Source organism: Sphingomonas sp. 2378, assembly GCF_038084995.1.
Taxonomy (GTDB): domain Bacteria; phylum Pseudomonadota; class Alphaproteobacteria; order Sphingomonadales; family Sphingomonadaceae; genus Sphingomonas.
The window spans coordinates 139986-161078 of the sequence record NZ_JAXCMJ010000006.1; the positions used below are offsets into that span (position 1 = coordinate 139986).

At 68.8% G+C, this 21093-nt stretch carries 22 protein-coding genes and 1 pseudogene; 10 read left to right on the top strand and 13 right to left on the bottom strand.

The window, feature by feature from the left end:
* Positions 1–51: 51 nt before the first annotated feature.
* From SM191_RS05455 to SM191_RS05470, 4 genes are read right to left on the bottom strand one after another with little or no spacing between them, the layout of a single operon-like run.
* A complete protein-coding gene (locus SM191_RS05455; protein WP_341505298.1) occupies positions 52–675 on the bottom strand; it encodes a MarC family protein in 624 nt (207 codons plus the stop codon).
* A gap of 4 nt (positions 676–679) precedes the next feature.
* Positions 680–1576: a bifunctional methylenetetrahydrofolate dehydrogenase/methenyltetrahydrofolate cyclohydrolase FolD gene (gene folD / locus SM191_RS05460; RefSeq protein ID WP_445949813.1), complete on the bottom strand. Its 897-nt coding sequence runs from the start codon at positions 1574–1576 to the stop codon at positions 680–682.
* Positions 1573–1875, bottom strand: a complete 303-nt coding sequence (locus tag SM191_RS05465; protein ID WP_341505299.1) for a DUF167 domain-containing protein — start codon at positions 1873–1875, stop codon at positions 1573–1575. Before SM191_RS05465 ends, folD begins: the two co-directional genes overlap by 4 nt.
* 3 nt (positions 1876–1878) lie before the next feature.
* A complete protein-coding gene (locus SM191_RS05470; protein WP_306997099.1) occupies positions 1879–2190 on the bottom strand; it encodes a YggT family protein in 312 nt (103 codons plus the stop codon).
* A 134-nt stretch (positions 2191–2324) separates the two neighbouring features.
* Between SM191_RS05470 and SM191_RS05475 the strand changes: the two genes are divergently transcribed.
* A complete protein-coding gene (locus SM191_RS05475) occupies positions 2325–4172 on the top strand; it encodes an AsmA family protein (protein WP_341505300.1) in 1848 nt (615 codons plus the stop codon).
* A gap of 123 nt (positions 4173–4295) precedes the next feature.
* Here SM191_RS05475 and SM191_RS05480 read toward each other — a convergent pair whose 3' ends face one another.
* A complete protein-coding gene (locus SM191_RS05480; RefSeq protein ID WP_341505301.1) occupies positions 4296–5273 on the bottom strand; it encodes an NAD(P)H-dependent glycerol-3-phosphate dehydrogenase in 978 nt (325 codons plus the stop codon).
* Positions 5270–6295, bottom strand: a complete 1026-nt coding sequence (tsaD, locus tag SM191_RS05485; protein ID WP_341505302.1) for a tRNA (adenosine(37)-N6)-threonylcarbamoyltransferase complex transferase subunit TsaD — start codon at positions 6293–6295, stop codon at positions 5270–5272. Before tsaD ends, SM191_RS05480 begins: the two co-directional genes overlap by 4 nt.
* Positions 6296–6361: 66 nt before the next feature.
* Between tsaD and hemC the strand changes: the two genes are divergently transcribed.
* The 4 genes from hemC to SM191_RS05505 all read left to right on the top strand — a co-directional run bounded on the left by hemC (position 6362) and on the right by SM191_RS05505 (position 9764).
* Positions 6362–7273, top strand: coding sequence for a hydroxymethylbilane synthase (gene hemC, locus SM191_RS05490; protein ID WP_341505303.1), 912 nt, complete (start codon positions 6362–6364; stop codon positions 7271–7273).
* Positions 7274–7278: 5 nt separating this feature from the next.
* On the top strand, positions 7279–7962 hold the full coding sequence (locus SM191_RS05495; protein ID WP_341505304.1) for a uroporphyrinogen-III synthase: 684 nt from the start codon (positions 7279–7281) through the stop codon (positions 7960–7962).
* A complete protein-coding gene (locus SM191_RS05500) occupies positions 7959–8885 on the top strand; it encodes a hypothetical protein (protein WP_341505305.1) in 927 nt (308 codons plus the stop codon). The genes SM191_RS05495 and SM191_RS05500 overlap by 4 nt, the downstream gene beginning before the upstream one ends.
* 96 nt (positions 8886–8981) lie before the next feature.
* A complete protein-coding gene (locus SM191_RS05505; RefSeq protein WP_341505306.1) occupies positions 8982–9764 on the top strand; it encodes a hypothetical protein in 783 nt (260 codons plus the stop codon).
* Between the two features lie 129 nt (positions 9765–9893).
* Here the strand turns inward: SM191_RS05505 and SM191_RS05510 are convergent, their stop codons facing one another.
* Positions 9894–12206, bottom strand: a complete 2313-nt coding sequence (locus SM191_RS05510) for a DNA translocase FtsK (protein WP_306997118.1) — start codon at positions 12204–12206, stop codon at positions 9894–9896.
* 124 nt (positions 12207–12330) lie between these two features.
* Here SM191_RS05510 and SM191_RS05515 point away from each other — a divergent pair, with 124 nt between their 5' ends.
* Positions 12331–13545, top strand: coding sequence for a UbiH/UbiF/VisC/COQ6 family ubiquinone biosynthesis hydroxylase (locus tag SM191_RS05515; protein ID WP_341505307.1), 1215 nt, complete (start codon positions 12331–12333; stop codon positions 13543–13545).
* Positions 13546–13560: 15 nt separating this feature from the next.
* The gene (locus tag SM191_RS05520; protein ID WP_341505308.1) at positions 13561–14133 is read left to right on the top strand and encodes an MAPEG family protein; all 573 of its coding nucleotides are present in this window, start codon (positions 13561–13563) and stop codon (positions 14131–14133) included.
* Between the two features lie 123 nt (positions 14134–14256).
* On the opposite strand, the gene SM191_RS05525 is transcribed toward SM191_RS05520, so the two are convergent.
* The 4 genes from SM191_RS05525 to gltX form a co-directional block, all read right to left on the bottom strand.
* The gene (locus SM191_RS05525; RefSeq protein ID WP_341505309.1) at positions 14257–14424 is read right to left on the bottom strand and encodes a Trm112 family protein; all 168 of its coding nucleotides are present in this window, start codon (positions 14422–14424) and stop codon (positions 14257–14259) included.
* The gene (locus SM191_RS05530) at positions 14421–15026 is read right to left on the bottom strand and encodes an LON peptidase substrate-binding domain-containing protein (protein WP_445949814.1); all 606 of its coding nucleotides are present in this window, start codon (positions 15024–15026) and stop codon (positions 14421–14423) included. The genes SM191_RS05525 and SM191_RS05530 overlap by 4 nt, the downstream gene beginning before the upstream one ends.
* A 5-nt stretch (positions 15027–15031) precedes the next feature.
* Positions 15032–15928 (bottom strand): tetratricopeptide repeat protein, encoded by an 897-nt coding sequence (locus SM191_RS05535; RefSeq protein ID WP_341505324.1) that lies wholly within the window; start codon positions 15926–15928, stop codon positions 15032–15034.
* Between the two features lie 87 nt (positions 15929–16015).
* The gene (gltX, locus tag SM191_RS05540) at positions 16016–17341 is read right to left on the bottom strand and encodes a glutamate--tRNA ligase (protein WP_341505310.1); all 1326 of its coding nucleotides are present in this window, start codon (positions 17339–17341) and stop codon (positions 16016–16018) included.
* Positions 17342–17439: 98 nt separating this feature from the next.
* Here gltX and SM191_RS05545 point away from each other — a divergent pair, with 98 nt between their 5' ends.
* Entirely contained in the window at positions 17440–18375 is a 936-nt protein-coding gene (locus tag SM191_RS05545) for a ribose-phosphate pyrophosphokinase (protein ID WP_341505311.1), read from the top strand.
* 179 nt (positions 18376–18554) lie between these two features.
* Here SM191_RS05545 and SM191_RS05550 read toward each other — a convergent pair whose 3' ends face one another.
* Together SM191_RS05550 and SM191_RS05555 are read right to left on the bottom strand one after the other, a co-directional pair.
* Positions 18555–18887, bottom strand: a complete 333-nt coding sequence (locus SM191_RS05550; RefSeq protein ID WP_306997128.1) for a PilZ domain-containing protein — start codon at positions 18885–18887, stop codon at positions 18555–18557.
* 25 nt (positions 18888–18912) lie between these two features.
* A complete protein-coding gene (locus tag SM191_RS05555; RefSeq protein WP_341505312.1) occupies positions 18913–19446 on the bottom strand; it encodes a beta-carotene hydroxylase in 534 nt (177 codons plus the stop codon).
* A 195-nt stretch (positions 19447–19641) separates the two neighbouring features.
* Here SM191_RS05555 and sucC point away from each other — a divergent pair, with 195 nt between their 5' ends.
* Both sucC and SM191_RS05565 read left to right on the top strand, forming a co-directional pair.
* Positions 19642–20841: an ADP-forming succinate--CoA ligase subunit beta gene (gene sucC, locus SM191_RS05560; protein ID WP_341505313.1), complete on the top strand. Its 1200-nt coding sequence runs from the start codon at positions 19642–19644 to the stop codon at positions 20839–20841.
* A 153-nt stretch (positions 20842–20994) separates the two neighbouring features.
* A pseudogene (locus SM191_RS05565) lies at positions 20995–21093 on the top strand (electron transfer flavoprotein subunit beta/FixA family protein); the annotation flags it as partial.

The window sequence follows — 21093 nt, forward strand, 5'->3', positions numbered from 1 at the left end:
ACCCCCTCCACCACCGCTTCGCGGCGGTCCCCCTCCCCGTGCCGGGGAGGATCAGCGCAAGGACGCGGTCACCCCGTCGATCACGAACTGCACCGCCAGCGCCGCCAGCAGCACGCCCAGCACGCGGGTGATCACCGCCTCGATCTTCGCGCCCAGCAGCCGCATCAGCGGCCCCGCCGCCAGCAGCGCCGCCAGTGTCAGGATCAGGATCGTCACCATCGCGCCCAGCACGACGAGCGACGCCTCCAGCCCCGAATTGCGGCTCATCAGCAGCATGACGGTCGCGATCGAGCCGGGCCCCGCGATCATCGGCATCGCCATAGGGAAGATCGACACATCCTCCGCCTCGTGCGGATCGTCGGCGACCTTGGCGGCGCGGTCCTCGCGGCGCTGGGTGCGCTTCTCGAACACCATCTCCAGCGCGATCAGGAACAGCATGATGCCGCCCGCGATGCGGAACGCCGCCATCTCGATGCCCAGACCGTGGAGCAGCGCCTCGCCGAACAGCGCGAAGACGAACAGGATGACCGCGGCGACCAGCACCGCGCGGATCGCCATCGCCCGGCGATGCTGCGGCGTCGCCCCCGCCGAGAGGCCCGCATAGATGGGCGCACAACCCGGCGGATCGATCACCACGAAGAAGGTGATGAGCGAGGAGATGAAGAGTTCGAGCACCGGCTTACAGCGCCGTCTGGTCGATCGCGACGCCCTCGCGCCGCCCCGCCGAGACCAGCGTGTTGCGCAACAGGACCGCGATCGTCATCGGCCCGACCCCGCCGGGAACCGGGGTGATCGCACCCGCGCGGGTCACCGCCACGTCATAGTCCACATCGCCGACCAGCCCGGTCTCGACACGGTTGATGCCGACATCGATGACGCTGGCGCCGGGCTTGATCCACTCGCCCTTGACCAGCCCGGGCACGCCGACCGCCGCCACGACGATATCGGCGCGCCCGACCACTTCGGCCAGGTTGCGGGTGCGGCTGTGCGCGACCGTCACGGTGCAGCTTTCGCCGAGCAGCAACTGCGCCATCGGTTTGCCGACGATGTTGGAGCGGCCGACGACCACCGCATCCATGCCCGACAGGCTGGGGTGGATGCTCTTGAGCAGCATCAGGCAGCCCAGCGGGGTGCAGGGCACGAAGCCCTCGACACCCGTGGCCAACCGCCCGGCATTGACCGGGTGGAAACCGTCGACATCCTTGTCAGGGTCGATCGCCTGGATCACGACTTGCGCGTCGATCTGGCCCGGCAGGGGAAGCTGGACAAGGATGCCGTCCACCGTCGGATCGGCGTTGAGTTGTTCGACCAGCGCCAGCAGGGTCGCCTGGTCGGTATCGGCGGGCAGGCGATGCTCGATGCTCTCCATCCCCGCCTCGCGCGTCGCCTTGCCCTTGGAGCGGACATAGACGCTGGAGGCCGGGTCCTCGCCGACCAGCACGACCGCCAGGCCGGGCGCGCGGCCTGCCTTTTCACGGAACGTCGCGACCTGGGTGGCGATGCGGTTGCGGAGGGCGGCGGCGAAGGCCTTGCCGTCGATGATCGTCGCGCCGGTCATTGGGGTATTTGGGGTCATGGCGTATCGCCATAAAGCGCCTCGGCCAGCCGCGCCAGCTTTTGCGGGTCGCCCGCGACATGCAGGCGTTTGAGCCGCGCCGTCTCCCCCGCCACGATGGTCACCGCGCGCTTGGGCACCCCGAAATGCTTGGCGACGAGGGGCACGAGCGCCGCATTGGCCGCGCCGTCCACCGGCGGGGCGGAAAGGCGCGCGGCGAAATGCTCCTCGGTTCCGGCGGTCAGCGCATCGCGGCCGCCACGCGGCGTCACGCGCACCGCGATCTGGATGCCGTCATCGCGCGGGGTCCAGGCGGGCATGGCTCAGCCGACGACGACCGCGCCCCCGTACATCTGCTGCGCGATGGCGGTGTCCAGGATCTTGCCCAGGATGATGACGGCGAGCAGCACGACCATCGGCGACAGGTCCAGCGCCCCGAAATCGGGCAGGATGCGCCGGATCGGGCGATAGAGCGGATCGGTCATCCGTTGCAGCGCATACCAGACCGAGCGGATGAAATCGTTCGAGGTGTTGATGACGTTGAAGGCGATCAGCCAGGACAGAATCGCCTGCACGATGATCACCCACCAGACGACGTTGAGCAGTATCTGAAGGATTTGAAGGATGAGGATCAACGCAGGGAGCTCCCGATGGCCATGGCCCCATATCTAGGGCGCTGGGTGCCCGGGGGCAATAATCGTGCACGGCGGTCCTGACGCAGCCGGAACGAACTACCGGATCGAGCGTCCCGCTTAACATGGAACGAGGAATGGATCGTCCGGCGACACGGCGGCGGCTCGGGATGCGGATCGCGATAGGGGTGCTGGCGGCCTTGCCGCTGCTCCTGCTGCTGGGCCTAGCGGTGTTTCCCTGGGGTATCCTGCGCGGGGCGGTGACGCGTGCGGCGACCGAGCGGTTCGGGCGGCCCGTCACCATCGGCTCGGTCCACCGGGTCGACGCCATCGGCTTTCACCCCGTCATCGCGGTCGAAAGGCTGCGCATTCCGCAGGCCACCTGGGCAGGACAGGGCGACTTCGCGACGCTGGAGCGCGCGGAAATCCGCTTCTCGGTCTGGCCTTTGCTGAAGGGCGCGTTCGTGCCGGAGGATATCCGCGTCTCCGGCCTGCGCCTGGCGCTCGTCCGCGACAAACGGGGCCGCACCAACTGGTCCCGCCCCGGCGCGCCCGAAGAAGGCGGCAGTTCCACCGACCTGCAAGGGCTGGTCATCACCGATGGCGTGATCCGGTACAGCGACGCCAGGCAGGATCGCGACGCCACGCTGCGCATCGCCGCCGATCCCGACAGGGGCGTCCGGGCGGAGGGGCCGGGTTCGGTGCGCGGCGCGCCGGTCCGGATCATGTTCACCGGCGCGGCGGTGAAGCCGGGCCGCTGGCCCTTCGCCGCGACGATCACCGGCGATACGCTGTCGATGGTGGCGCGCGGCACGATGGATCGCCCGCTCGACACCGACGCCATGACGCTGGACCTGACGGCACGCGCCGACGACCTGAAACGGATCGACGCGGTGATCGAGGTCGGCCTGTTCCAGACCCGCGCGGTGCAACTGGCCGCGCATGTCCGCCACGATCGCCCGCGCTGGACGATCACCGATCTGAAGGGGCGCATCGGCCGCTCCGATCTGGCCGGGCATCTGACGGTCGACAAGAAGGCGGGGCGCACGCTGCTCGACGGAGAGCTGACCGCGCGACAGCTCGATTTCGACGACCTGTCCTCGGTGGAAGGGCGCGCCGAGGCCGCCGCGCTCGAACGGCGGATCGGGCCGCGACTGGTGCCCAATACGCGCATCGATATCTCCAAGATCGACACCACCGACGGCACGATCCGATTCAAGGTCGGGCGGGTGGTCAGCGCGCAAGGCCCCTCGCCGATCACCGGGCTGGCCGGGCGGATGACGATGGATCGCCAGTTGCTGACCATCGGCGATATCCGCATGGCCCTGCGCGAAGGCGTGGTGACGGGACAGGCGGTGATCGACCAGCGCAACGGGCGCAAGGTGCCACGCCTGTCGCTCGACCTCCGTTTGAAAGGGGCGAGCGTGTTGTCGCTCTCGGGTCAGACCGCGATCACCGGCCAGGTCGCCGCACGTGCGAAACTGACCGGCTCCGGCGAGACGGTGCGAGCGGCGGTCGGGCGATCGGATGGCCGGATCGGGCTGGTCGTCGCGAACGGCTCGCTGCCCGATCGCTATGCCGCAGCGCTGGGATTCGATGCGGGCGCGGCGTTCATGGGGGATAGCGGTCGCGCAACCCTGCGCTGTCTGGTGCTGGGCGTGGACATGAAGAACGGTACGGGCCGCGCCGATCCGCTGATCGTCGACACGTCACGCAGTCGGCTGGACGGAACGGGGATGGTCAGCTTTCCCGACGAGCGGCTGGCGCTTCGCCTGACCGGCGCGCCGAAACAGGGTGCGACGCTGCGGCTGGCGGGGGCGGCGACGGTGGGGGGAACGCTGGAGAAGCCGGACCTCGTCATTCCCCGCGAGGTGAAGTCGGTCGGCAATATCTTCAAGTCGATCGGCCGCGCGATCACCGGCGATTCGGGGCCGAAGGCGCAAAATGCCGCGTGCGGAACAGTCGCGCGGCAGGTGCTGCGGTGATTCCCATCTTCCGTTCAGCCTGAGCGAAGTCGAAGGCCAAGGGATTCGCGCGGCCAGGAAGTCCTGTGGGCTGGCGGTACAGCGTGGCCTTCGACTTCGCTCAGGCTGAACGGAGCGAGGGAGTCAGGCTCCCTCGGCCTTCAACGGTCTGGCCAGCAACGCCTCGATCACCTCGCCGACGCCCGCGCCCTCCAGCAACCGGCACACCGCCTCGCACACCGGCATGTCGACGCCCGCTTCCGCCGCCGCCTGGCGCAGCACGGGGGCGGTGAAGGCCCCCTCCGCCACGGTCCGCCGGTCGGCGAGCAGTTCCGTCGCCGAACGCCCCTGCCCCAGCCCGACACCCAGCGAGAAATTGCGCGAGGCGGTCGAGGAACAGGTCAGCACCAGATCGCCCAGTCCCGATAGCCCCGCCAGCGTCTCCGCGCGTCCGCCGCGCGCCAGTCCGAATCGCGTCATCTCGGCAAAGCCGCGCGCGATCAAGGCGGCGCGCGCATTCTGGCCCAGCCCCGCGCCCTCCACGACACCACAACCGATGGCGAGCACGTTCTTGATCGCCCCGCCAATCTCCGCACCCGTCACGTCATCGGTGGCATAGGGCCGGAAGTGCGGCGCGGCGATCCGGGCGGACAGGGCTTTTCGCAAATCCATATCCTCGCACGCCAAAGTCACCGCCGTCGGCAGCCCCGCCGCCACCTCATGCGCGAAGGTCGGGCCCGACAAGACCGCGATGGGAGCCTGCGGATGGATCGCCCGCGCCACCTCGCCGACCAGCCGCCGCGTGCCCGCCTCGATCCCCTTGGAACACAGGACCAGCGGCGTGGACCCGACCGGCATCGTCGCCAGCACCGCACCCACCGCCTGGGCCGGGGTGACGACCAGCAGCGCATCCGTCTCCGCCATCGCCGCCGGATCGCTCACCGCCTCGATGCTCGGCGAGAGCGCGATGTCGGGGAGGTAGAGCGGGTTGGCGTGCCTCGCGTTGATCGCCTCCGCCACCGCCGGATCGCGCGCCCAGATCCGCACCGGCCTGCCGCCATGCGCCGCCACCTGCGCCAGCGCGGTGCCCCAGGCACCCGCACCGATGACCCCGATCCTCATGCCTTCACCCCCGCGCCGCGCACCGCCTCCGCCGCCGGGTCGAGTGGCCAGCGCGCCCGTGCGGGCGTATCGAGCGGATCGGTCAGCCCTTCGCGGAACCGCTCCACCCCGGCCCAGGCGATCATCGCGGCATTGTCGGTGCACAGCCAGAGCGGCGGCGCGACGAAGCGCAACCCATGCTCGGCGGCCAGCGCCTCCAGCGCGCTCCGGATCACCCCGTTCGCCGCCACACCGCCCGCGACCACCAGGGCGGTGACCGGCGGCACCTCGGCCAGCGCACGGCGGGTGCGGTCGAGCAGGCAATCGACCACCGCCTGCTGGAAGGAGGCGGCGATATCCTCCGGGGAATGATGCCCGACCGCGCGCGCCACCGCGCTCTTGAGCCCCGCGAAGGAGAAATGCGGCTCGGCCGCACCCTTTAGCGGACGGGGCAGCGGCACCGCATGAGGATCGCCCTCCCGCGCCGCCGCCTCGACTCGCGGGCCGCCGGGATAGCCGAGGCCGAGCAGCTTGGCGGTCTTGTCGAACGCCTCGCCTGCCGCGTCGTCGATCGTCGTCGCCATCCGGCGATAGCGCCCGACCCCCTCGACCAGCAGCAACTGGCAATGCCCGCCCGACACGAGCAGCAACAGATAGGGATAGGCCAGTTCCCGGTCCGACAGGCGCGGCGACAGGGCATGGCCCTCCAGATGGTTGACCGCGATCAGCGGCTTGCCCGCCGCATGGGCCAGCGCCTTGCCCGTGACGAGGCCCACCATCACGCCCCCGATCAGCCCCGGCCCGGCGGTCGCGGCGATCGCATCCACGTCCGCCAGGCTCACCCCCGCATCGGCGAAGGCGGCGGCGACCAGCGGCTCCATCGCCTCGACATGGGCGCGCGCGGCGATTTCGGGGACGACGCCGCCGAACGGGGCATGCGCCGCCTCCTGCCCCAGCAGACGATGCGCCAGCACGCGGCCGTCATCGGTGACGAGCGCGGCGGCCGTCTCGTCGCACGAGGATTCCAGTCCCAGGATCAGCATCGTTCACCCCATAGTCCTTCGCAGGACGGTTGTCGAAGGGGGGCGTGATGCGGCAAAGGCGGACCCATGGTTCGTTTCCGGCTCGGTACGCGCGGTTCGCCGCTGGCCCTCACCCAGGCGCATATGGTGCGCGCGGCGCTGGCCGATGCGCAGGGCTGGGACGCCGACGCGATCGAGATCGTGCCGATCAGGACCACCGGCGACCGCGTGCAGGACCGCGCGCTGGCCGAGATCGGCGGCAAGGCGCTGTGGACCAAGGAACTGGATCGCGCGCTCCATGACCGGGAGATCGACGCCTCGGTCCATTCGATGAAGGATGTCGAGACGATCCGCCCCGACTGGCTGCACATCGCGGCGATGCTGCCGCGCGCCGATGTCCGCGACCGGCTGATCGGGGTGGAAACCATCGCCGAACTGCCCCCCGGCGCGGTGGTCGGCACCAGCAGCCCGCGACGCCGCGCACAATTGCTGTCGCATCGCCCCGACCTGACCATCACCTTGCTGCGCGGCAATGTCGACACGCGGCTGGCCGCCGTCGCGAACGGGGATGTGGACGCGACCCTGCTCGCCGCCGCAGGGCTCGACCGGCTGGGGCGCGAGGTCGGCCATGCGGTGCCGACTGACCAGATGCTGCCCGCCCCCGCGCAAGGGGCGGTGGGGATCGAGACGCGCGCCGACGATGCGGCGGCGACCATGCTGATCGCGTCGATCGACCATGCCGAAACCCATGGCTGCGTGATGGCGGAACGGTCGCTGCTCGCCGCTTTGGCCGCCGATTGCCACAGCCCGGTCGCGGCGCTGGCCTCGCTGTCGGGGGAGATGCTGACGTTGCGCGCCGAATTGCTGGCGGAGGATGGATCGTCGCGGGTGAGCGGCTGGGTCGAGGGGGCGAGGGACGAGGAACTGGGCGCGCGGCTGGCGATCGACCTGCTCGACCGCGCATCGCCGGAGGTGCGCCGCCTGTTCGCCGGGGGTTGAGCGCCATGGCGGTCGTCGTCGTCCGGCCCGAACCCGGCCATGGCGCGACGATCGCCTCCCTGCGTGCGGAGGGAATGGCGGCGCGATCCCTTCCCTTCTTCGCGACCCGTGCGGTCGCATGGACCGCGCCCGATCCCGATGCGATCGACGCGCTGCTCTTCACCAGTGCGCAGGGCGTGCGGCTGGCGGGGGCGGGATTGGAGCGGCTGAGGCATCGTCCCGTCGTCGCGGTCGGCCCCGCCACCACCGCCGCCGCGAGAGAGGCGGGGCTGTCGGTCGTCCTGACCGGCTCCCATGACGCCGCCGCCGTGGTGGCGCAGGCGCGGGGCATGGGGCTGGCCCGGCTGCTGCATCTGGCGGGGCGCGACCGGGTGGAGACGGGAGCGATGGTGCGGGTGGTCTATGCCGCCGATCCAGTGCCGGTGCCACCCTCCGCCATCGCCGCGCTGGCGGGCGAGGTCGTCTTGCTCCACTCCGCCCGCGCCGCCGAGCGGCTGGCCGAACTGGTCGATGAGGCGGGGCCAGGCCGCCGGGACATCGCGATCGTCGCGATCAGCGCGAAGGTCGCGGCGGCGGCGGGTTCGGGCTGGCGCGCCGTCGCCATCGCCGGTGCGCCCCGTGACGAAGCGATGCTCGCCGCCGCGCGGGCGTTGACCCGGACAGCCACCACGGGGATAAGCGGGGCATGAACCAATTCGCGCCATCCGACCGACCGCCGTCGCGGGGGCCCCGTACGGGCGCGACCATCGCGCTGATCCTGCTCGCCTTTGCCGCCGGACTGATCCTGATGGCTTATGCGATGCGCAACCTGTCCTGGTTCGGCGGCACCCCCGCCGCCAAGCCGAGCGCGGTGACCGGCGCCAAGCCGGGCGCCGCCGGGTCGCCCGCGGCCGATGCGACGCACGGCGCCACCGACCCGGTCGCGCTCGCCACGCGCGAAGCGGCGCTGGCCGCGCAGATCGCCGCGCTGGAGACCCGCGCCGCGACCATCGCCACCGATGCCTCGGCGGCAGGGGCGCAAGCCGGTCGCGCCGAATCGATCCTGGTCGCCGCCGCCGCGCGCCGTGCGGTCGATCGCGGCCAGCCGCTCGGCTATCTCGAAGAGCAGCTCCGCCAGCGCTTCGGTGCGAGCGAGCCGCGCGCGGTCGCCGTGCTGATCGGCAATGCGCGCCAGCCGGTCACGCTGGAGACGCTGCGCCAGGGGCTCGACACCCTGGCCCCCGATCTGGTCGTCAACGGCACCAGCGGCTGGTGGGAAGGGCTTCGCCAGGAACTGGGGCGGTTGATCGTGATTCGCGAGGCGAGCGCCCCCTCCTCCAACCCCGCCGACCGGCTGGCGCGCGCGCGTCGCCTGCTCGACGGTGGACAGGTGGAGGCCGCCCGCGCCGAAGTCGCCCGGCTGCCCGGCGCCGATGCCGCCCGGACCTGGCAACATGCCGCCCAGCGCTATGTCGCGGCACGCCGCGCGCTCGACCTGATCGAGAATGCGGCCCTGATCACGCCCGTCGCGGCTCCGGCCCCGATCGTGACCACCCCGGTGACGAATGCGCCTCCGGCGGAGGAACAGGCCGACCCCGAAACGGCCCCCGCGCCCGCCGCACCGACGATCTGATCCGGTCCGCCGCTGGCCCGCCGATTGCGGCGAAACGAGGAGCCGGTGGCGAGGACGGGGCGTTGATCTCCGTCATCATCGTCGGAGACCCTGCCCGTGACCCGTGCCGCACCCCGCCTCGCCCGCTGGCTGACCGGTTCGCTCCTGCTGCCGCTCGCCGCATGTGGAGGGGCCGCCGACCCGACGCGCAACGACAACGCCGCCGCTGGCCCGACACCGACAGCGACCACCATGCCGGACCGTGCGCCGGAGCACGCCGCCCTTCCCGCGCCGATCAAGACCACCCCCTCGCCCGAACCGCAGAGCGTGCTCTCCTGCTCCGCCGAACGGGGGCAGGCCGCCGCGCAAAGGCTGGTGAAGATCTGCACCTCGGTCTCGCCCGCGACCCATCCGCCGTGCAACGCCGCCAATAGCTGTGCGATCATCGAGGACGAGATCGCGCGGAGTTGCGGGCTGCTGGGCGACGACGCGGCAAAGACCAGTGGTTGCGCGGTCGATCCGAAGAGCGATGCGGCGGCGGCCAACGTCATCCGCCGCTATTATTCGGCGATCAATGCGCATGACTATGCCACCGCCTGGATTCAGTGGGGCAATGACGGGCGACCGGGCCAGCGCTTCGCCGATTTCCAGAAGGGCTTCGCCGATACCCGCGCGACCAGCGTGACGATCGGCAAAATGCCGCCCAGCGAAGGGGCGGCGGGATCGATCTATGCCACCGTGCCGGTGACCGTGGATGCGCAACTGGACGATGGGCGGCGGCAGCGCTTCGTCGGGCACTATGTGGTGCGGCGGGTCAACGACGTACCGGGGGCGAGCGCGGAGCAGCTACGCTGGCATATCGATTCGGCGACGTTGAAGGCGGCGGGGGTTTCCGGGTGAGCGTGAGGCGCGGCCTTCGACTTCGCTCGGGCTGAGCGGGTGAGGGGTTTGGTTCGCCCTCGCCGGAAGGGCACACGCCCCAACCTCCGTTCCGCCTGAGCGAAGTCGAAGTGCGAACGGAGGAGGATCCTAGATCGGATGCCCCTCGGTATCGCGCAGCACCTCGCGTCGCCCGACATGGTCGGGGCGACCGACGATCCCGTCCGTCTCCATCCGCTCGATCAGCCGCGCCGCCGAGTTGTACCCGATCCGCAACTGGCGCTGGAGCCAGGAGGTCGAGGCCTTCTGGCTCTCGCACACCAACTGGATCGCGGCGCGATATTGCTGGTCCTCCGCCGAATCCTCCCCCGTCGGCGCGCCGTCGAGCGCGAAGCTTTCCGCCGGTTCCTCGGTGACCGAGGAGATGTAATCGGGCTGCCCCTGCGAGCGCCAGTGATCCGCGACCCGGTGCACCTCGTCGTCCGAGACGAAGGGACCATGGACGCGCACGATCCCCTTGCCGCCGGGCATGTAGAGCATGTCGCCGCGCCCGAGCAGTTGCTCTGCCCCCTGCTCGCCCAGGATGGTGCGCGAGTCGATCTTGGACGTGACGTGGAAGCTGATGCGGGTCGGCAGGTTCGCCTTGATGACGCCGGTGATGACGTCCACCGACGGCCGCTGCGTCGCCATGATGAGGTGGATGCCCGCCGCGCGCGCCTTTTGCGCCAGGCGCTGGATCAGGAATTCGACCTCCTTGCCCGCCGTCATCATCAGGTCGGCCAATTCGTCGACGATCACCACGATCTGCGGCAGCGGTTCATATTCGAGCTTTTCCTCCTCATAGACCGGCTGGCCGGTCTCAGGATGATAGCCCGTCTGCACCTTGCGCCCCAGCGGCTGGCCCTTGGCCTTGGCCGCGCGCACCTTGTCGTTGAAGCTGGCGAGGCTGCGCACGCCGACCGAGGACATTTGCCGATAGCGGTCCTCCATCGTCTCCACCGCCCATTTCAGCGCGCGGACCGCCTTGGCCGGATCGGTGACGACCGGCGAGAGCAGATGCGGAATGTCGTCATACATCGACAATTCCAGCATCTTGGGGTCGATCATGATCATCCGGCACTGCTCGGGCGTCAGGCGGTAGAGCAGCGACAGGATCATGCCGTTCAGGCCGACCGACTTACCCGACCCCGTCGTACCCGCGACCAACAGATGCGGCATCGGCGCAAGGTCGGCGACCACCGAGTCGCCCGCGATATTCTTGCCCAGGATGATGGGAAGCTGCGCGGCCTGATCGGCGAAGCTCTGCGACGCGACCAGTTCGTGCAACGACACCATCTCGCGCTTGGCATTGGGCAGTTCGATGCCAATGACGTTGCGCCCCGGAATCACCGCGACGCGCGCCGAGATCGCCGACATGTTGCGCGCGATATCGTCGGCCAGCGCGATGACGCGATTCGCCTTGATGCCGGGTGCCGGTTCCAGTTCGTACATGGTGACGACCGGGCCGGGGCGAACCTCGACGATCGAACCCTGGACGCGGAAATCGTCGAGGACATTCTCCAAGAGGCGCGCATTGCGCTCCAGCCCGGCCTTGTCGATCGTCCCCGCCGGGGTCGGCGGCGCGGGCGTCAGCAGGTCGAGGCCGGGCAACTGGTACGGCGCATCGCGATCCGCCGTCGCCTTGGGCCGCGCGGGTGCGGGGGCGATCTGCCGGTCGGCGATGACGGGCGCGGGGCGATCCTCACGCACCGGCACCGCCTTGCGCGCCAGGGTCAGCGGCTCCTCGTCTTCGTCCTCGTCGTAGAGCGCCTCGTCCTCATCGTCCCAGGGGAGCGCCTCGCCATCCTCGCCGATCGCACGGCGGCGACGCAGCCGGGCCAGGCCGCGCTCGGCGAGATCGAGTTCCAGGCTCCGCCCCCAGATCAGCGCGCCGCCCAGCCCGAAGGCGAGCCCGATCGCCACCGAACCCCAGGTCACCACCGCCGCCTGTCCGCTGAACTCCAGGGCCCAGCGGACGAAACCGGCGACCGACAGCCCGATCACCCCGCCCCAACCGGCGGGCAGCGCCAGCACCGCCGAGTCGGAGACGAAGGACAGGGCACAGGCCATCAGCGCCACGCCGATCACCGCCTGGCGCAGCATCCGCACCCAGCGCCCCGCCGGGCGGTCGCGCCACAAGCGACTCGCGACGATCGGTCCGACCGGCAGGACCAGCGCGACGGCGGGGCCGAACAGGGTCAGCGCGATATCGGCCACCCACGCGCCGGGCAGTCCCAGCCAGTTGGCGGGCACCGCACCCGAGGCGGTGTTGAGCGCGGGGTCGCTCGCGCGGTAGCTGGCCAGCGCCAGCACCAGCATCAGCGTGACGGCGAACAGGATCAGCGCGGCGACCAGCGCCCCGCTACGTACCGCGCCCGCCTTCACCGTCTCGCGCCATAATACCGGCTGCGCGCGGCTGGCCATGGTCTTGTCCTTCAGGAATGTCCGAAAATCCGGGAAAATTCATCGCCTCTGGCGGTTCCCACGTCAAGGCGCACGGGCCACAGCCGCATTGTTAGGCGGTCCGCGAAGGTCTAGGAGCATGTCCATGGATAGCGATGTCATCATCCTCGGCGGCGGTCTGGTCGGCGCGACGCTGGGCGTCGGGCTGGCCGCGCATGGCCTTTCCTCGATCATCATCGATCCCGCCGATCCGGCGGTGATCCTGGCCCCCGGCTTCGACGGGCGCGCCTCCGCCGTCGCTTCGGCGAGTTGGCGGATGCTCGACGCGATCGGGATCGGGGCCAAGCTGGCGGGACAGGGCTGCGAGATTCGGCATATCCGGGTCAGCGACGGGCTGGAGCCGGGGGCGCTCGATTTCATTCCCGATGCCGATGACGGTGCGCTCGGCACGATGTTCGAGAACAAGCTGCTCCGCCGCGCGATCCATGCGACCGCGAGCGAAGCGGAACTGGTCGACCTGCGGATGCAGACCCGCGCGATGTCGGTCGAGCGTGGCCCGGCGGGGGTCACCGCCACCTTGAGCGACGGCACCACGGTCCGCGCGCCGCTGCTGGTCGCAGCCGAGGGACGCCAGTCGCCGACCCGCGATGCGGCGGGGATCAAGGTGGCGCGCTGGTCCTATGATCATAAGGCGATCATCAGCGCCTTCCACCACGAAGCGTCGCACGAGAATATCGCGTTCGAAATCTTCTACCCCACCGGCCCCTTCGCGCTGCTGCCGCTGCCCGATGACGAGGTCGGGCATCGCTCGGCAATCGTCTGGTCGGTGCCGGGGCGCGATGGCGACGCGATGCTGAAACTCTCCGACCGCGCCTTCCTCGCGGAGGCGGAGAAGAGCATGGGCGGGTTCCTGGGGCGGCTGTCCCATGCCAGCCCACGTTCCGCCTATCCGCTGGGCTTCCACCGCGCCGCGACGATGACCGGCGAGCGGCTGGTGCTGGTCGGCGACTCGGCGCATGGCATCCACCCAATCGCGGGGCAGGGCGTGAACCTCGGCTATCGCGACGTCGCCGCGCTGGTCGAGGTGCTGGTCGAGGGCAAGCGGACCGGCATGGACCTGGGGGATGCGGCGTTGCTCCAGCGGTATCAGCAATGGCGCGGGCTCGACACGTTGATGGTGTCGGTGGCGACCGACAGCTTCAACCGCATCTTCGGCGTGCCCGGCAAGATGGCCAGCAGGGTCCGGCGGCTGGGCATCAGCGCGATCAACCATATCCCGCCGATCAAGAACCGCTTCATGGCCGAGGCGCGCGGTGAAACCGGCCAGCTTCCCCGGCTGTTGCAGGGCGTGATGGTCTAACCCACAGGAGCCGCCATGATCCCTGGGCCTGATTATCCCGACCACCCCGGCCGCCCCGCTCGCGCGCCCGTCAGAGACCGTCGCCAGACCGGCGTCGCGCGCGGCATGGCGGCGGCACTGGTGGTCGTCCTCCTGACGCTGGCGGTGGGTTGGAGCGTGGGCAGCCCGCTCTCCCCGACCGACCGGGTGTTGCGCGCGGTCGCGGCGGCGACGGTCGCGGCGCTCTGGCTGGCGGCGGCGATCGGACGTGTCGCGGCGCTGCGGTTCGACTCGCCCGCCGATATCGATGCGGCGGCGAGCGGGAGTGCGGATTCGCCCCGCCTTGCCATCGCCAATGCGGTGCTGCGCAACACGCTGGAGCAGGTGGTGCTGGCCGTCCCGGCCTATCTCGCGCTCGCCTGGGTGGTGGAGGGATCGGGCGCGATGATCCCGATGCTCGCCGCGCTGTTTTCGGCGGGGCGGACGCTGTTCTGGGCCCATTACGCGCGCGGGGCGGCGGCACGGTCGTTCGGCTTCGCACTGACCTTCTATTCCAGCGTCGCGGCGCTGGTCATCGTGCTGGTGGCGCTGGTCGGGCGACTGGTCTGAAATCCACCCTCCATTCGCACTGAGCGAAGTCGAAGTGCACGTTCCGCGCTGCGTCGCGAGGGATTCCCTTGGCCTTCGACTTCGCTCAGGCTGAACGGGGGATAGGGAGGTGAGGGCGCGGGATCAGATTTCCCGCGCTTCCTCGACCAGCATCACCGGCACGCCGTCCCGGATCGGATAGGCCAGCCCCGCCGCCTCCGACACCAGTTCCTGGGCATCTTCATCATAACGCAGCGGCGTCCGCGTGACCGGGCACACCAGCCGTTCGAGCAACCACGGATCCAGGCTCATTGCAGCGTCACCCGATCCTCGCCGTCATGGCGACCGAAAAATTGCATCAACTGGATGATCAGTTCGGCGCGCTGTTCCAGGTCGGTCGCCTCCAACAGCGCCTGCTTCGCCGCCACGTCGAAGGGCGCGATCTGGGCGATGCCGTTGACCAGGCTCTCGTCATCGAGTCGCCCGACCGCGTCCCAGTCCACCGCATAGCCCTGTAGCTCGGCGAAGCGCCGCGATTCCTGCTCCAGCGACGCCCGGCGGCCCAGCGACAACAGATCCTCGTCCACCACCGGCAGCAACTCCGCCTCGACCTGGCGGAAGGGTGTCGTCACCTCCAGTTCGCGGACGATGCGGAACAGCGAGACGCCTTCGAGCACGAGGTTGTAGCGGCCATCCTCCATCGCCTCGACCTCGGCGATGCGGCCGACGCATCCCATCTGATAGAGGCTGGGTGTATCGCCCTCGCCCGAAGGCTGGACCATGCCGATCCGCCGGTCGCGCGCCATCGCGTCCGACACGAGCGCCCGGTAGCGCGGCTCGAAGATGTGCAGCGGGAGCGGCATCCCCGGAAAGAGGATCGCGCCCGCCAGCGGAAAGATCGAGAGCCGCGCCACCCGCCTTATCCGAACAGGATGGCGGACAGCCGCCGCCGCTGCTGCGACACCCAGGGGTCGGTCATGCCGACCACCTCGAACAGCTTGAGCAGTTGCTGGCGCGCGGCATCCTCGTTCCAGCTACGGTCGGCGGCAACGATGTGGAGCAGATTGTCCGCCGCCCCGTCACGGTCGCCCGCCGCCATCTGCGCGTTGGCAAGCGCGAACCGCTTCTCGTGATCCTCGGGATTGGCCGCGACGTCGGCCGCCAGATCGGCATAGTCCGCCGCCGGAGGGGCCGAACGCGCCAGCGCCACGGCGGCGACCGCGCGGTGGATGGCGGGGTCGTTGGCAAGACCGTCGGGCAGTGCCTCGGTCGCGGCTTCGGCCTCCTCGACCCGACCGGCGGCGATCAGCGCGCGGATGCGGCCCGACAGCACGGCGGGATGCTCGGGAGCCATGTCGAGCAACTGCTCGAAGATCGACAGCGCACGTTCCGCGTCACCCGCCTCCAGCACCTCTTCGCCCATCGCGATCAGCGGTTCGAGTTCCGCCGCCGCGTCCGCCGCCTCCGACTGGATCGGCAATTGCTTGAGCAACTGGTCCAGCGTCGCCCGCAGCGCGCTTTCGGTGCGCGCGCTGGTCAGGTCGGCGACCAACTGCCCCTGGAACATCGCATAGACGGTCGGGATCGAGCGGATCTGGAATTGGTTGGCGATGAACTGGTTCTTGTCGGTGTCGATCTTGGCCAGCACCACGCCCTTGTCGGCATAGTCGGCGGCGACCTTCTCCAGCGTCGGGCCCAGCGCCTTGCACGGGCCGCACCATTCCGCCCAGAAATCGAGGATGACCAGCTTGGTCATCGACGGCTCGACGACATCGCGGCGGAAGGCGGTGACGGCCTCCTTCTCGGCGGGCGACATTCCCAACGTGGCCAAAAGACGCTCCTTTACGTGTTGCTCGGCCCTATGTGGGCGAGGCGGTGCGGTAATGAAAGGCCGTTCGGTGAATCAGGCCGACAGCCGCGCGATCGTCCGCTCCTGCCCGATCAGCGGGAGAAGCGCGGCCATGTCCGGCCCCTGCGCCCGGCCGGTAAGGGCAAGTCGCAGCGGCAGGAACAGCGTCTTGCCCTTGCGCCCCGTCGCGTCCTTGAGCGCGGCGGTCAGCCTGTGCCACGGGTCGTTCGCCCAGTCGATGGTGGCCGCAACCTCGGCGGCTTGGGCCAGGTACGCGCGGTCGTCCCCGGCGGGCTTGGGTGCGTCCACCGGGCCCTCGATCACCTGCCACCAGTCGGCGGCCTCCGCGACGGTCGACAGGTTGGGCCGCACCGCTTCCCATTCCGCTGCGCCCATGCCGGTGGGAAGGCGATCGGCCACAGCGGCATACGGAGTCTGATGCAGAATGCGCGCGTTCAACTGCGCCAGTTCCGCCTCGTCGAACCGCGCGGGCGCGCGACCGAAGCGCGAAAAGTCGAACCCGGCGATCAGCGGGGCCATGTCGGCGACCGGCTCGACCGGATCGCTGGTGCCGATCCGGGCGAGGAGCGCGCGGACCGCCTGCGGCTCGATCCCGATCTCGCGGAAGTGATCGACGCCCAGCGAACCGAGTCGCTTGGACAGCTTGCCCTCGTTACCGGTCAGCAAGGCGGCATGGGCGAAGCGCGGCAATTCTGCCCCCAGTGCCTGGAACATCTGGATCTGGAGCGCGGTGTTGGAGACGTGATCCTCGCCCCGCACCACCTGGGTCACGCCCATGTCGATGTCATCGATCACCGAGGGCAGCATATAGAGCCACGTCCCATCGGCGCGGCGGATGACGGGATCGCTCATGGTCGCGGGGTCGAAGCGCTGGGGCCCGCGCACCGCATCGTCCCACTCGATCGACGCGCCATGGTCCAGCTTGAAGCGCCAGTGCGGGCGAACGCCTTCGGCCTCCAGCTTGGCGCGATCCTCTTCGGTCAGGGCCAGCGCGGCACGGTCGTACACGGGGGGAAGCCCTCGCCCCAACTGAATCTTGCGCTTCAGGTCGAGTTCCTGCGCGGTTTCATAGGCGGGATAGACATGGCCGTTCGCCACCAGTTCGGCGAAGCGCGCCTCATACAGCGCGAAACGCTGCGACTGGCGCACCTCGGCATCGGGGATCAGCCCCAGCCATTGCAAATCCGCCCGGATCGCCTCGACATAGCGCTCCTCGCTCCGCTCGGCATCGGTGTCGTCGATACGCAGCAGGAAGCGCCCGCCGGTGCTTTGCGCATACATCCAGTTGTGGAGCGCGGTGCGGATATTGCCGACATGCAGCCGCCCGGTGGGCGAAGGAGCGAAACGGGTCACGGTCATGCCCCGCGCCATAATCCGGGAATCGCCTTTGCGCTATTGTGACAGCGCGATTAAAGGGGCCGCGACTGAAGGGCTGTCTGCGGGGACGGGGTACCACCATGAAATTGATGACCGGCAATTCGAACCTGCCGCTGGCGAAGGCCATTTCCGCCTATCTGGAAGTGCCGCTGACAGAGGCGCTGGTGCGCCGCTTCGCCGATGAGGAAATCTTCGTCGAGATTCAGGAGAATGTGCGCGGCGAGGACGTGTTCGTGATCCAGTCGACCGGCTATCCGGTCAACGACAACCTCATGGAATTGCTGATCATGATCGACGCGCTGAAGCGTGCGTCGGCGCGGCGGATCACGGCGGTCATCCCCTATTTCGGCTATGCGCGCCAGGACCGGAAGCCGGGACCGCGCACCCCGATCTCGGCCAAGCTGGTCGCCAATCTGATCACCGTGGCGGGTGCCGATCGCGTCCTGTCGGTCGACCTCCATGCCGGTCAGATCCAAGGCTTTTTCGATATTCCGACCGACAATCTCTATGCCGCGCCGGTCATGTCGGCGGACATATTGGCGCGCTTCAAGAGCGATAACCTCATGGTCGTATCGCCCGACGTCGGCGGCGTGGTCCGTGCGCGCCAGCTCGCCAAGCGGCTGAACAACGCGCCGCTCGCCATCGTCGACAAGCGCCGCGAGCGCGCGGGCGAGTCGGAGGTGATGAACATTATCGGTGACGTCGAGGGCCGCTTCTGCATCCTGATCGACGATATCGTCGACTCGGCGGGCACGCTGTGCAACGCCGCCGCCGCGCTGCGCCAGGCGGGGGCGGAGGACGTGGTCGCCTATGTCACCCACGGCGTGCTGTCGGGCGGCGCGGTGGCGCGGGTCGAGGGATCGGAACTGCGCGAACTGGTGATCACCGACTCGATCGGCAATCACGAGTCGATCGGCGCGACGACCAAGATCCGCCATTTGCCCATCGCCCCGCTGCTGGGCGAGGCGATCAAGCGCATCGCGGATGAAACCAGCGTATCGAGCCTGTTCGACTGATGGCAACAGGGGGCCGTCGGCAGTTTTGCCCGCCCCCATGGCTGCGGGTCGATGGGGGATTCCCGTGGCCTTCGACTTCGCTCAGGCTGAACGGGGGGTAGGGGGTCGCCAAAACCCCGTTCGCGCTGAGCGAAGTCGAAGCGTACGCCCCTCGCTCACCGCAAGGGACACGAACCGCCTCAGCCATTCCCCAGCGCGACGATATGCTCGAACACCGCCGGGTGGAGCGGCTTGGAAAAGGCGCAGCCATATTTGAAGCCGTCGCGCCAGGCGATCACCGCCTCCATGGGGGCGAGGCCCGGCAGGGTCAGCCAGACGATCGTACCCGGCCACAGGGTGAAGCTGGTTTCGGCGCGAAAACCATGCTGCGACAGGTCGACCACGTCGATCTCGAACCGGGTCTGCCCCTTGTCGCGAAGATGGGCGCGCATCCGCACCGCATGACGCAGGGTACGACGGAGTTCCTGGCCGGCGACCGGCTCGAACGGCGGGGTGAAGACCGGTTTTTCCATGACTCCGGTTCTATCCGAAATAAGGTTACTTTTTCGACAACAGCCCGTCCTGTTCGGCTACGGCACCGACAGGGCGGCGAACCCCGGCGCGCGAACGCCGCTTGAGTTCGGCCTTCAACGCCTCGGGCCTGGGCGCGACCAGAAAGCCGAAGCTGACCGTGCCATGCTTGGTTTCCACGACATGGTGCAGCCGGTGCGCCTGGATGATCCGCTTCATATAATCCGACCTGGGCAGATAGCGGGTCGGCAGCCGCTTGTGCACGATGACATCGTGAAAACCGAAATAGATCGCGCCGTAAGCCGCGATCCCCGCGCCGATCCAGGTAAAGCCGCTCCACCAGCCCAGTTGCGCACCGCCCAGGATCATCACGAAGGACGGCACCGCGAAGATCGCGGCGTACAGGTCGTTCAACTCCCAATTGCCGGTGCGCGGGCGGTGATGGCTTTCGTGGAGGAACCAGCCGGGCCCATGCATGATCCAGCGATGCGCCGCATAGGCGAACCCCTCCATGAAGATCACGGTGCCGAGGAATAGGAGAATGCCGAGAGCCCAATGCATCCGGCCCATATAGCGTGGTCGCTCTGCTTTTGCGCGTAATTCCGTTCGTCACCCTGATCGAACGGCTCGCCACCCGAGAATTCGCACTTGCGATGCAATTGCAATAATGCCGTTTCGGGGTGGATTTGTCCGTCCGCCTGTGCTTTAGCCGCACCCAATTTCCCTAGAACCACCCGAGAGGCGGAAGGCTAGCGCATGAACATCCACGAATATCAGGCCAAGGAATTGCTCGCCAAGTTCGGCGTGCCCGTCCCCGCCGGCTTCGCCGCGATGACCGTCGAGGAAGCTGTCGAGGCATCGTCCAAGCTCCCCGGACCGCTCTATGTCGTCAAGGCGCAGATCCATGCCGGTGGCCGTGGCAAGGGCAAGTTCAAGGAACTCGGCCCCGACGCCAAGGGCGGTGTCCGCCTCGCCAAGACGCCTGAGGAAGTCCGCGCTGCCGCGACCGACATGCTGGGCAACACGCTGGTCACCATCCAGACCGGCGAGGCTGGCAAGCAGGTCAACCGCCTGTACGTGACCGACGGCGTCGACATCGCCAAGGAATTCTACCTGGCGCTGCTCGTCAACCGCGCCACCGGCCGAGTCTCGATGGTCGCTTCGACCGAAGGCGGCATGGACATCGAGACCGTGGCGCATGACACGCCGGAGAAGATCCATTCGATCGACATCGACACCGCGACCGGCTTCATGCCGCATCACGGCCGCGCCGTCGCCGCCGCGCTGGAACTGACTGGCGACCTTGCCAAGCAGGCCGCCAACGTCGCGTCGAAGCTGTACGCCGCGTTCCTGGGCACCGATGCCGAGCAGATCGAGATCAACCCGCTCGCCGTCACCGAGGACGGCAAGCTGATGGTGCTCGACGCCAAGGTCGGCTTCGACGGCAACGCCATGTTCCGTCACAAGGACCTGATGGAACTGCGCGACACCACCGAAGAAGACGCGATGGAACTGGAGGCGTCGAAGTACGACCTGGCGTACATCAAGCTCGACGGCGACATCGGCTGCATGGTCAACGGCGCAGGGCTTGCCATGGCGACGATGGACATCATCAAGCTGAACGGCATGTTCCCGGCCAACTTCCTCGACGTCGGCGGCGGCGCGAACAAGGAGAAGGTCACCGCGGCGTTCAAGATCATCCTGAGCGACCCCGCCGTGAAGGGCATTCTGGTCAACATCTTCGGCGGCATCATGCGCTGCGACATCATCGCCGACGGCATCGTCGCGGCGGCGAAGGAAGTGAACCTTCAGGTTCCGCTGGTCGTCCGCCTCGAGGGAACGAATGTCGAGAAGGGCAAGGAAATCCTCGCCAATTCGGGTCTCGCCATCGTCCCCGCCAACGATCTGGGCGACGCCGCCAAGAAGATCGTGGCCGAGGTGCAGAAGGTCGCCTGATAAGCGCCTTCGGCCCTGATGGACCGATTTGGAGGGGCTCGGGCGGAAACGTCCGGGCCCCTTTCTCGTTGGTCGGGACGAACACTTGCGATGCGCTCGCAAGCCCGCCAAAGACGGCGACATGATAGGCTGTTCAGCCGGGAAGGAACCGCGATGAAGATCGTCGTGCCCGTGAAACGGGTGTTGGATTATAACGTGAAGCCTCGGGTGAAGGCGGACGGGACGGGCGTCGATCTGGCGAACGTGAAGATG

Bases quoted from the DNA above. Each gene is read 5' to 3' on its own strand.
- SM191_RS05520 (WP_341505308.1), top strand. From the start codon at position 13,561: ATGATCCCTGGGCCTGATTATCCCGACCACCCCGGCCGCCCCGCTCGC.
- sucC (WP_341505313.1), top strand. From the start codon at position 19,642: ATGAACATCCACGAATATCAGGCCAAGGAATTGCTCGCCAAGTTCGGC.
- SM191_RS05535 (WP_341505324.1), bottom strand. From the start codon at position 15,928: ATGTCGCCCGCCGAGAAGGAGGCCGTCACCGCCTTCCGCCGCGATGTC.
- SM191_RS05555 (WP_341505312.1), bottom strand. From the start codon at position 19,446: ATGCATTGGGCTCTCGGCATTCTCCTATTCCTCGGCACCGTGATCTTC.
- SM191_RS05510 (WP_306997118.1), bottom strand. From the start codon at position 12,206: ATGGCCAGCCGCGCGCAGCCGGTATTATGGCGCGAGACGGTGAAGGCG.
- SM191_RS05545 (WP_341505311.1), top strand. From the start codon at position 17,440: ATGAAATTGATGACCGGCAATTCGAACCTGCCGCTGGCGAAGGCCATT.
- SM191_RS05495 (WP_341505304.1), top strand. From the start codon at position 7,279: ATGGCGGTCGTCGTCGTCCGGCCCGAACCCGGCCATGGCGCGACGATC.
- SM191_RS05515 (WP_341505307.1), top strand. From the start codon at position 12,331: ATGGATAGCGATGTCATCATCCTCGGCGGCGGTCTGGTCGGCGCGACG.
- SM191_RS05500 (WP_341505305.1), top strand. From the start codon at position 7,959: ATGAACCAATTCGCGCCATCCGACCGACCGCCGTCGCGGGGGCCCCGT.
- SM191_RS05480 (WP_341505301.1), bottom strand. From the start codon at position 5,273: ATGAGGATCGGGGTCATCGGTGCGGGTGCCTGGGGCACCGCGCTGGCG.
- SM191_RS05475 (WP_341505300.1), top strand. From the start codon at position 2,325: ATGGATCGTCCGGCGACACGGCGGCGGCTCGGGATGCGGATCGCGATA.
- gltX (WP_341505310.1), bottom strand. From the start codon at position 17,341: ATGACCGTGACCCGTTTCGCTCCTTCGCCCACCGGGCGGCTGCATGTC.
- SM191_RS05465 (WP_341505299.1), bottom strand. From the start codon at position 1,875: ATGCCCGCCTGGACCCCGCGCGATGACGGCATCCAGATCGCGGTGCGC.
- hemC (WP_341505303.1), top strand. From the start codon at position 6,362: ATGGTTCGTTTCCGGCTCGGTACGCGCGGTTCGCCGCTGGCCCTCACC.
- tsaD (WP_341505302.1), bottom strand. From the start codon at position 6,295: ATGCTGATCCTGGGACTGGAATCCTCGTGCGACGAGACGGCCGCCGCG.
- SM191_RS05525 (WP_341505309.1), bottom strand. From the start codon at position 14,424: ATGAGCCTGGATCCGTGGTTGCTCGAACGGCTGGTGTGCCCGGTCACG.
- SM191_RS05550 (WP_306997128.1), bottom strand. From the start codon at position 18,887: ATGGAAAAACCGGTCTTCACCCCGCCGTTCGAGCCGGTCGCCGGCCAG.
- folD (WP_445949813.1), bottom strand. From the start codon at position 1,576: ATGACCCCAAATACCCCAATGACCGGCGCGACGATCATCGACGGCAAG.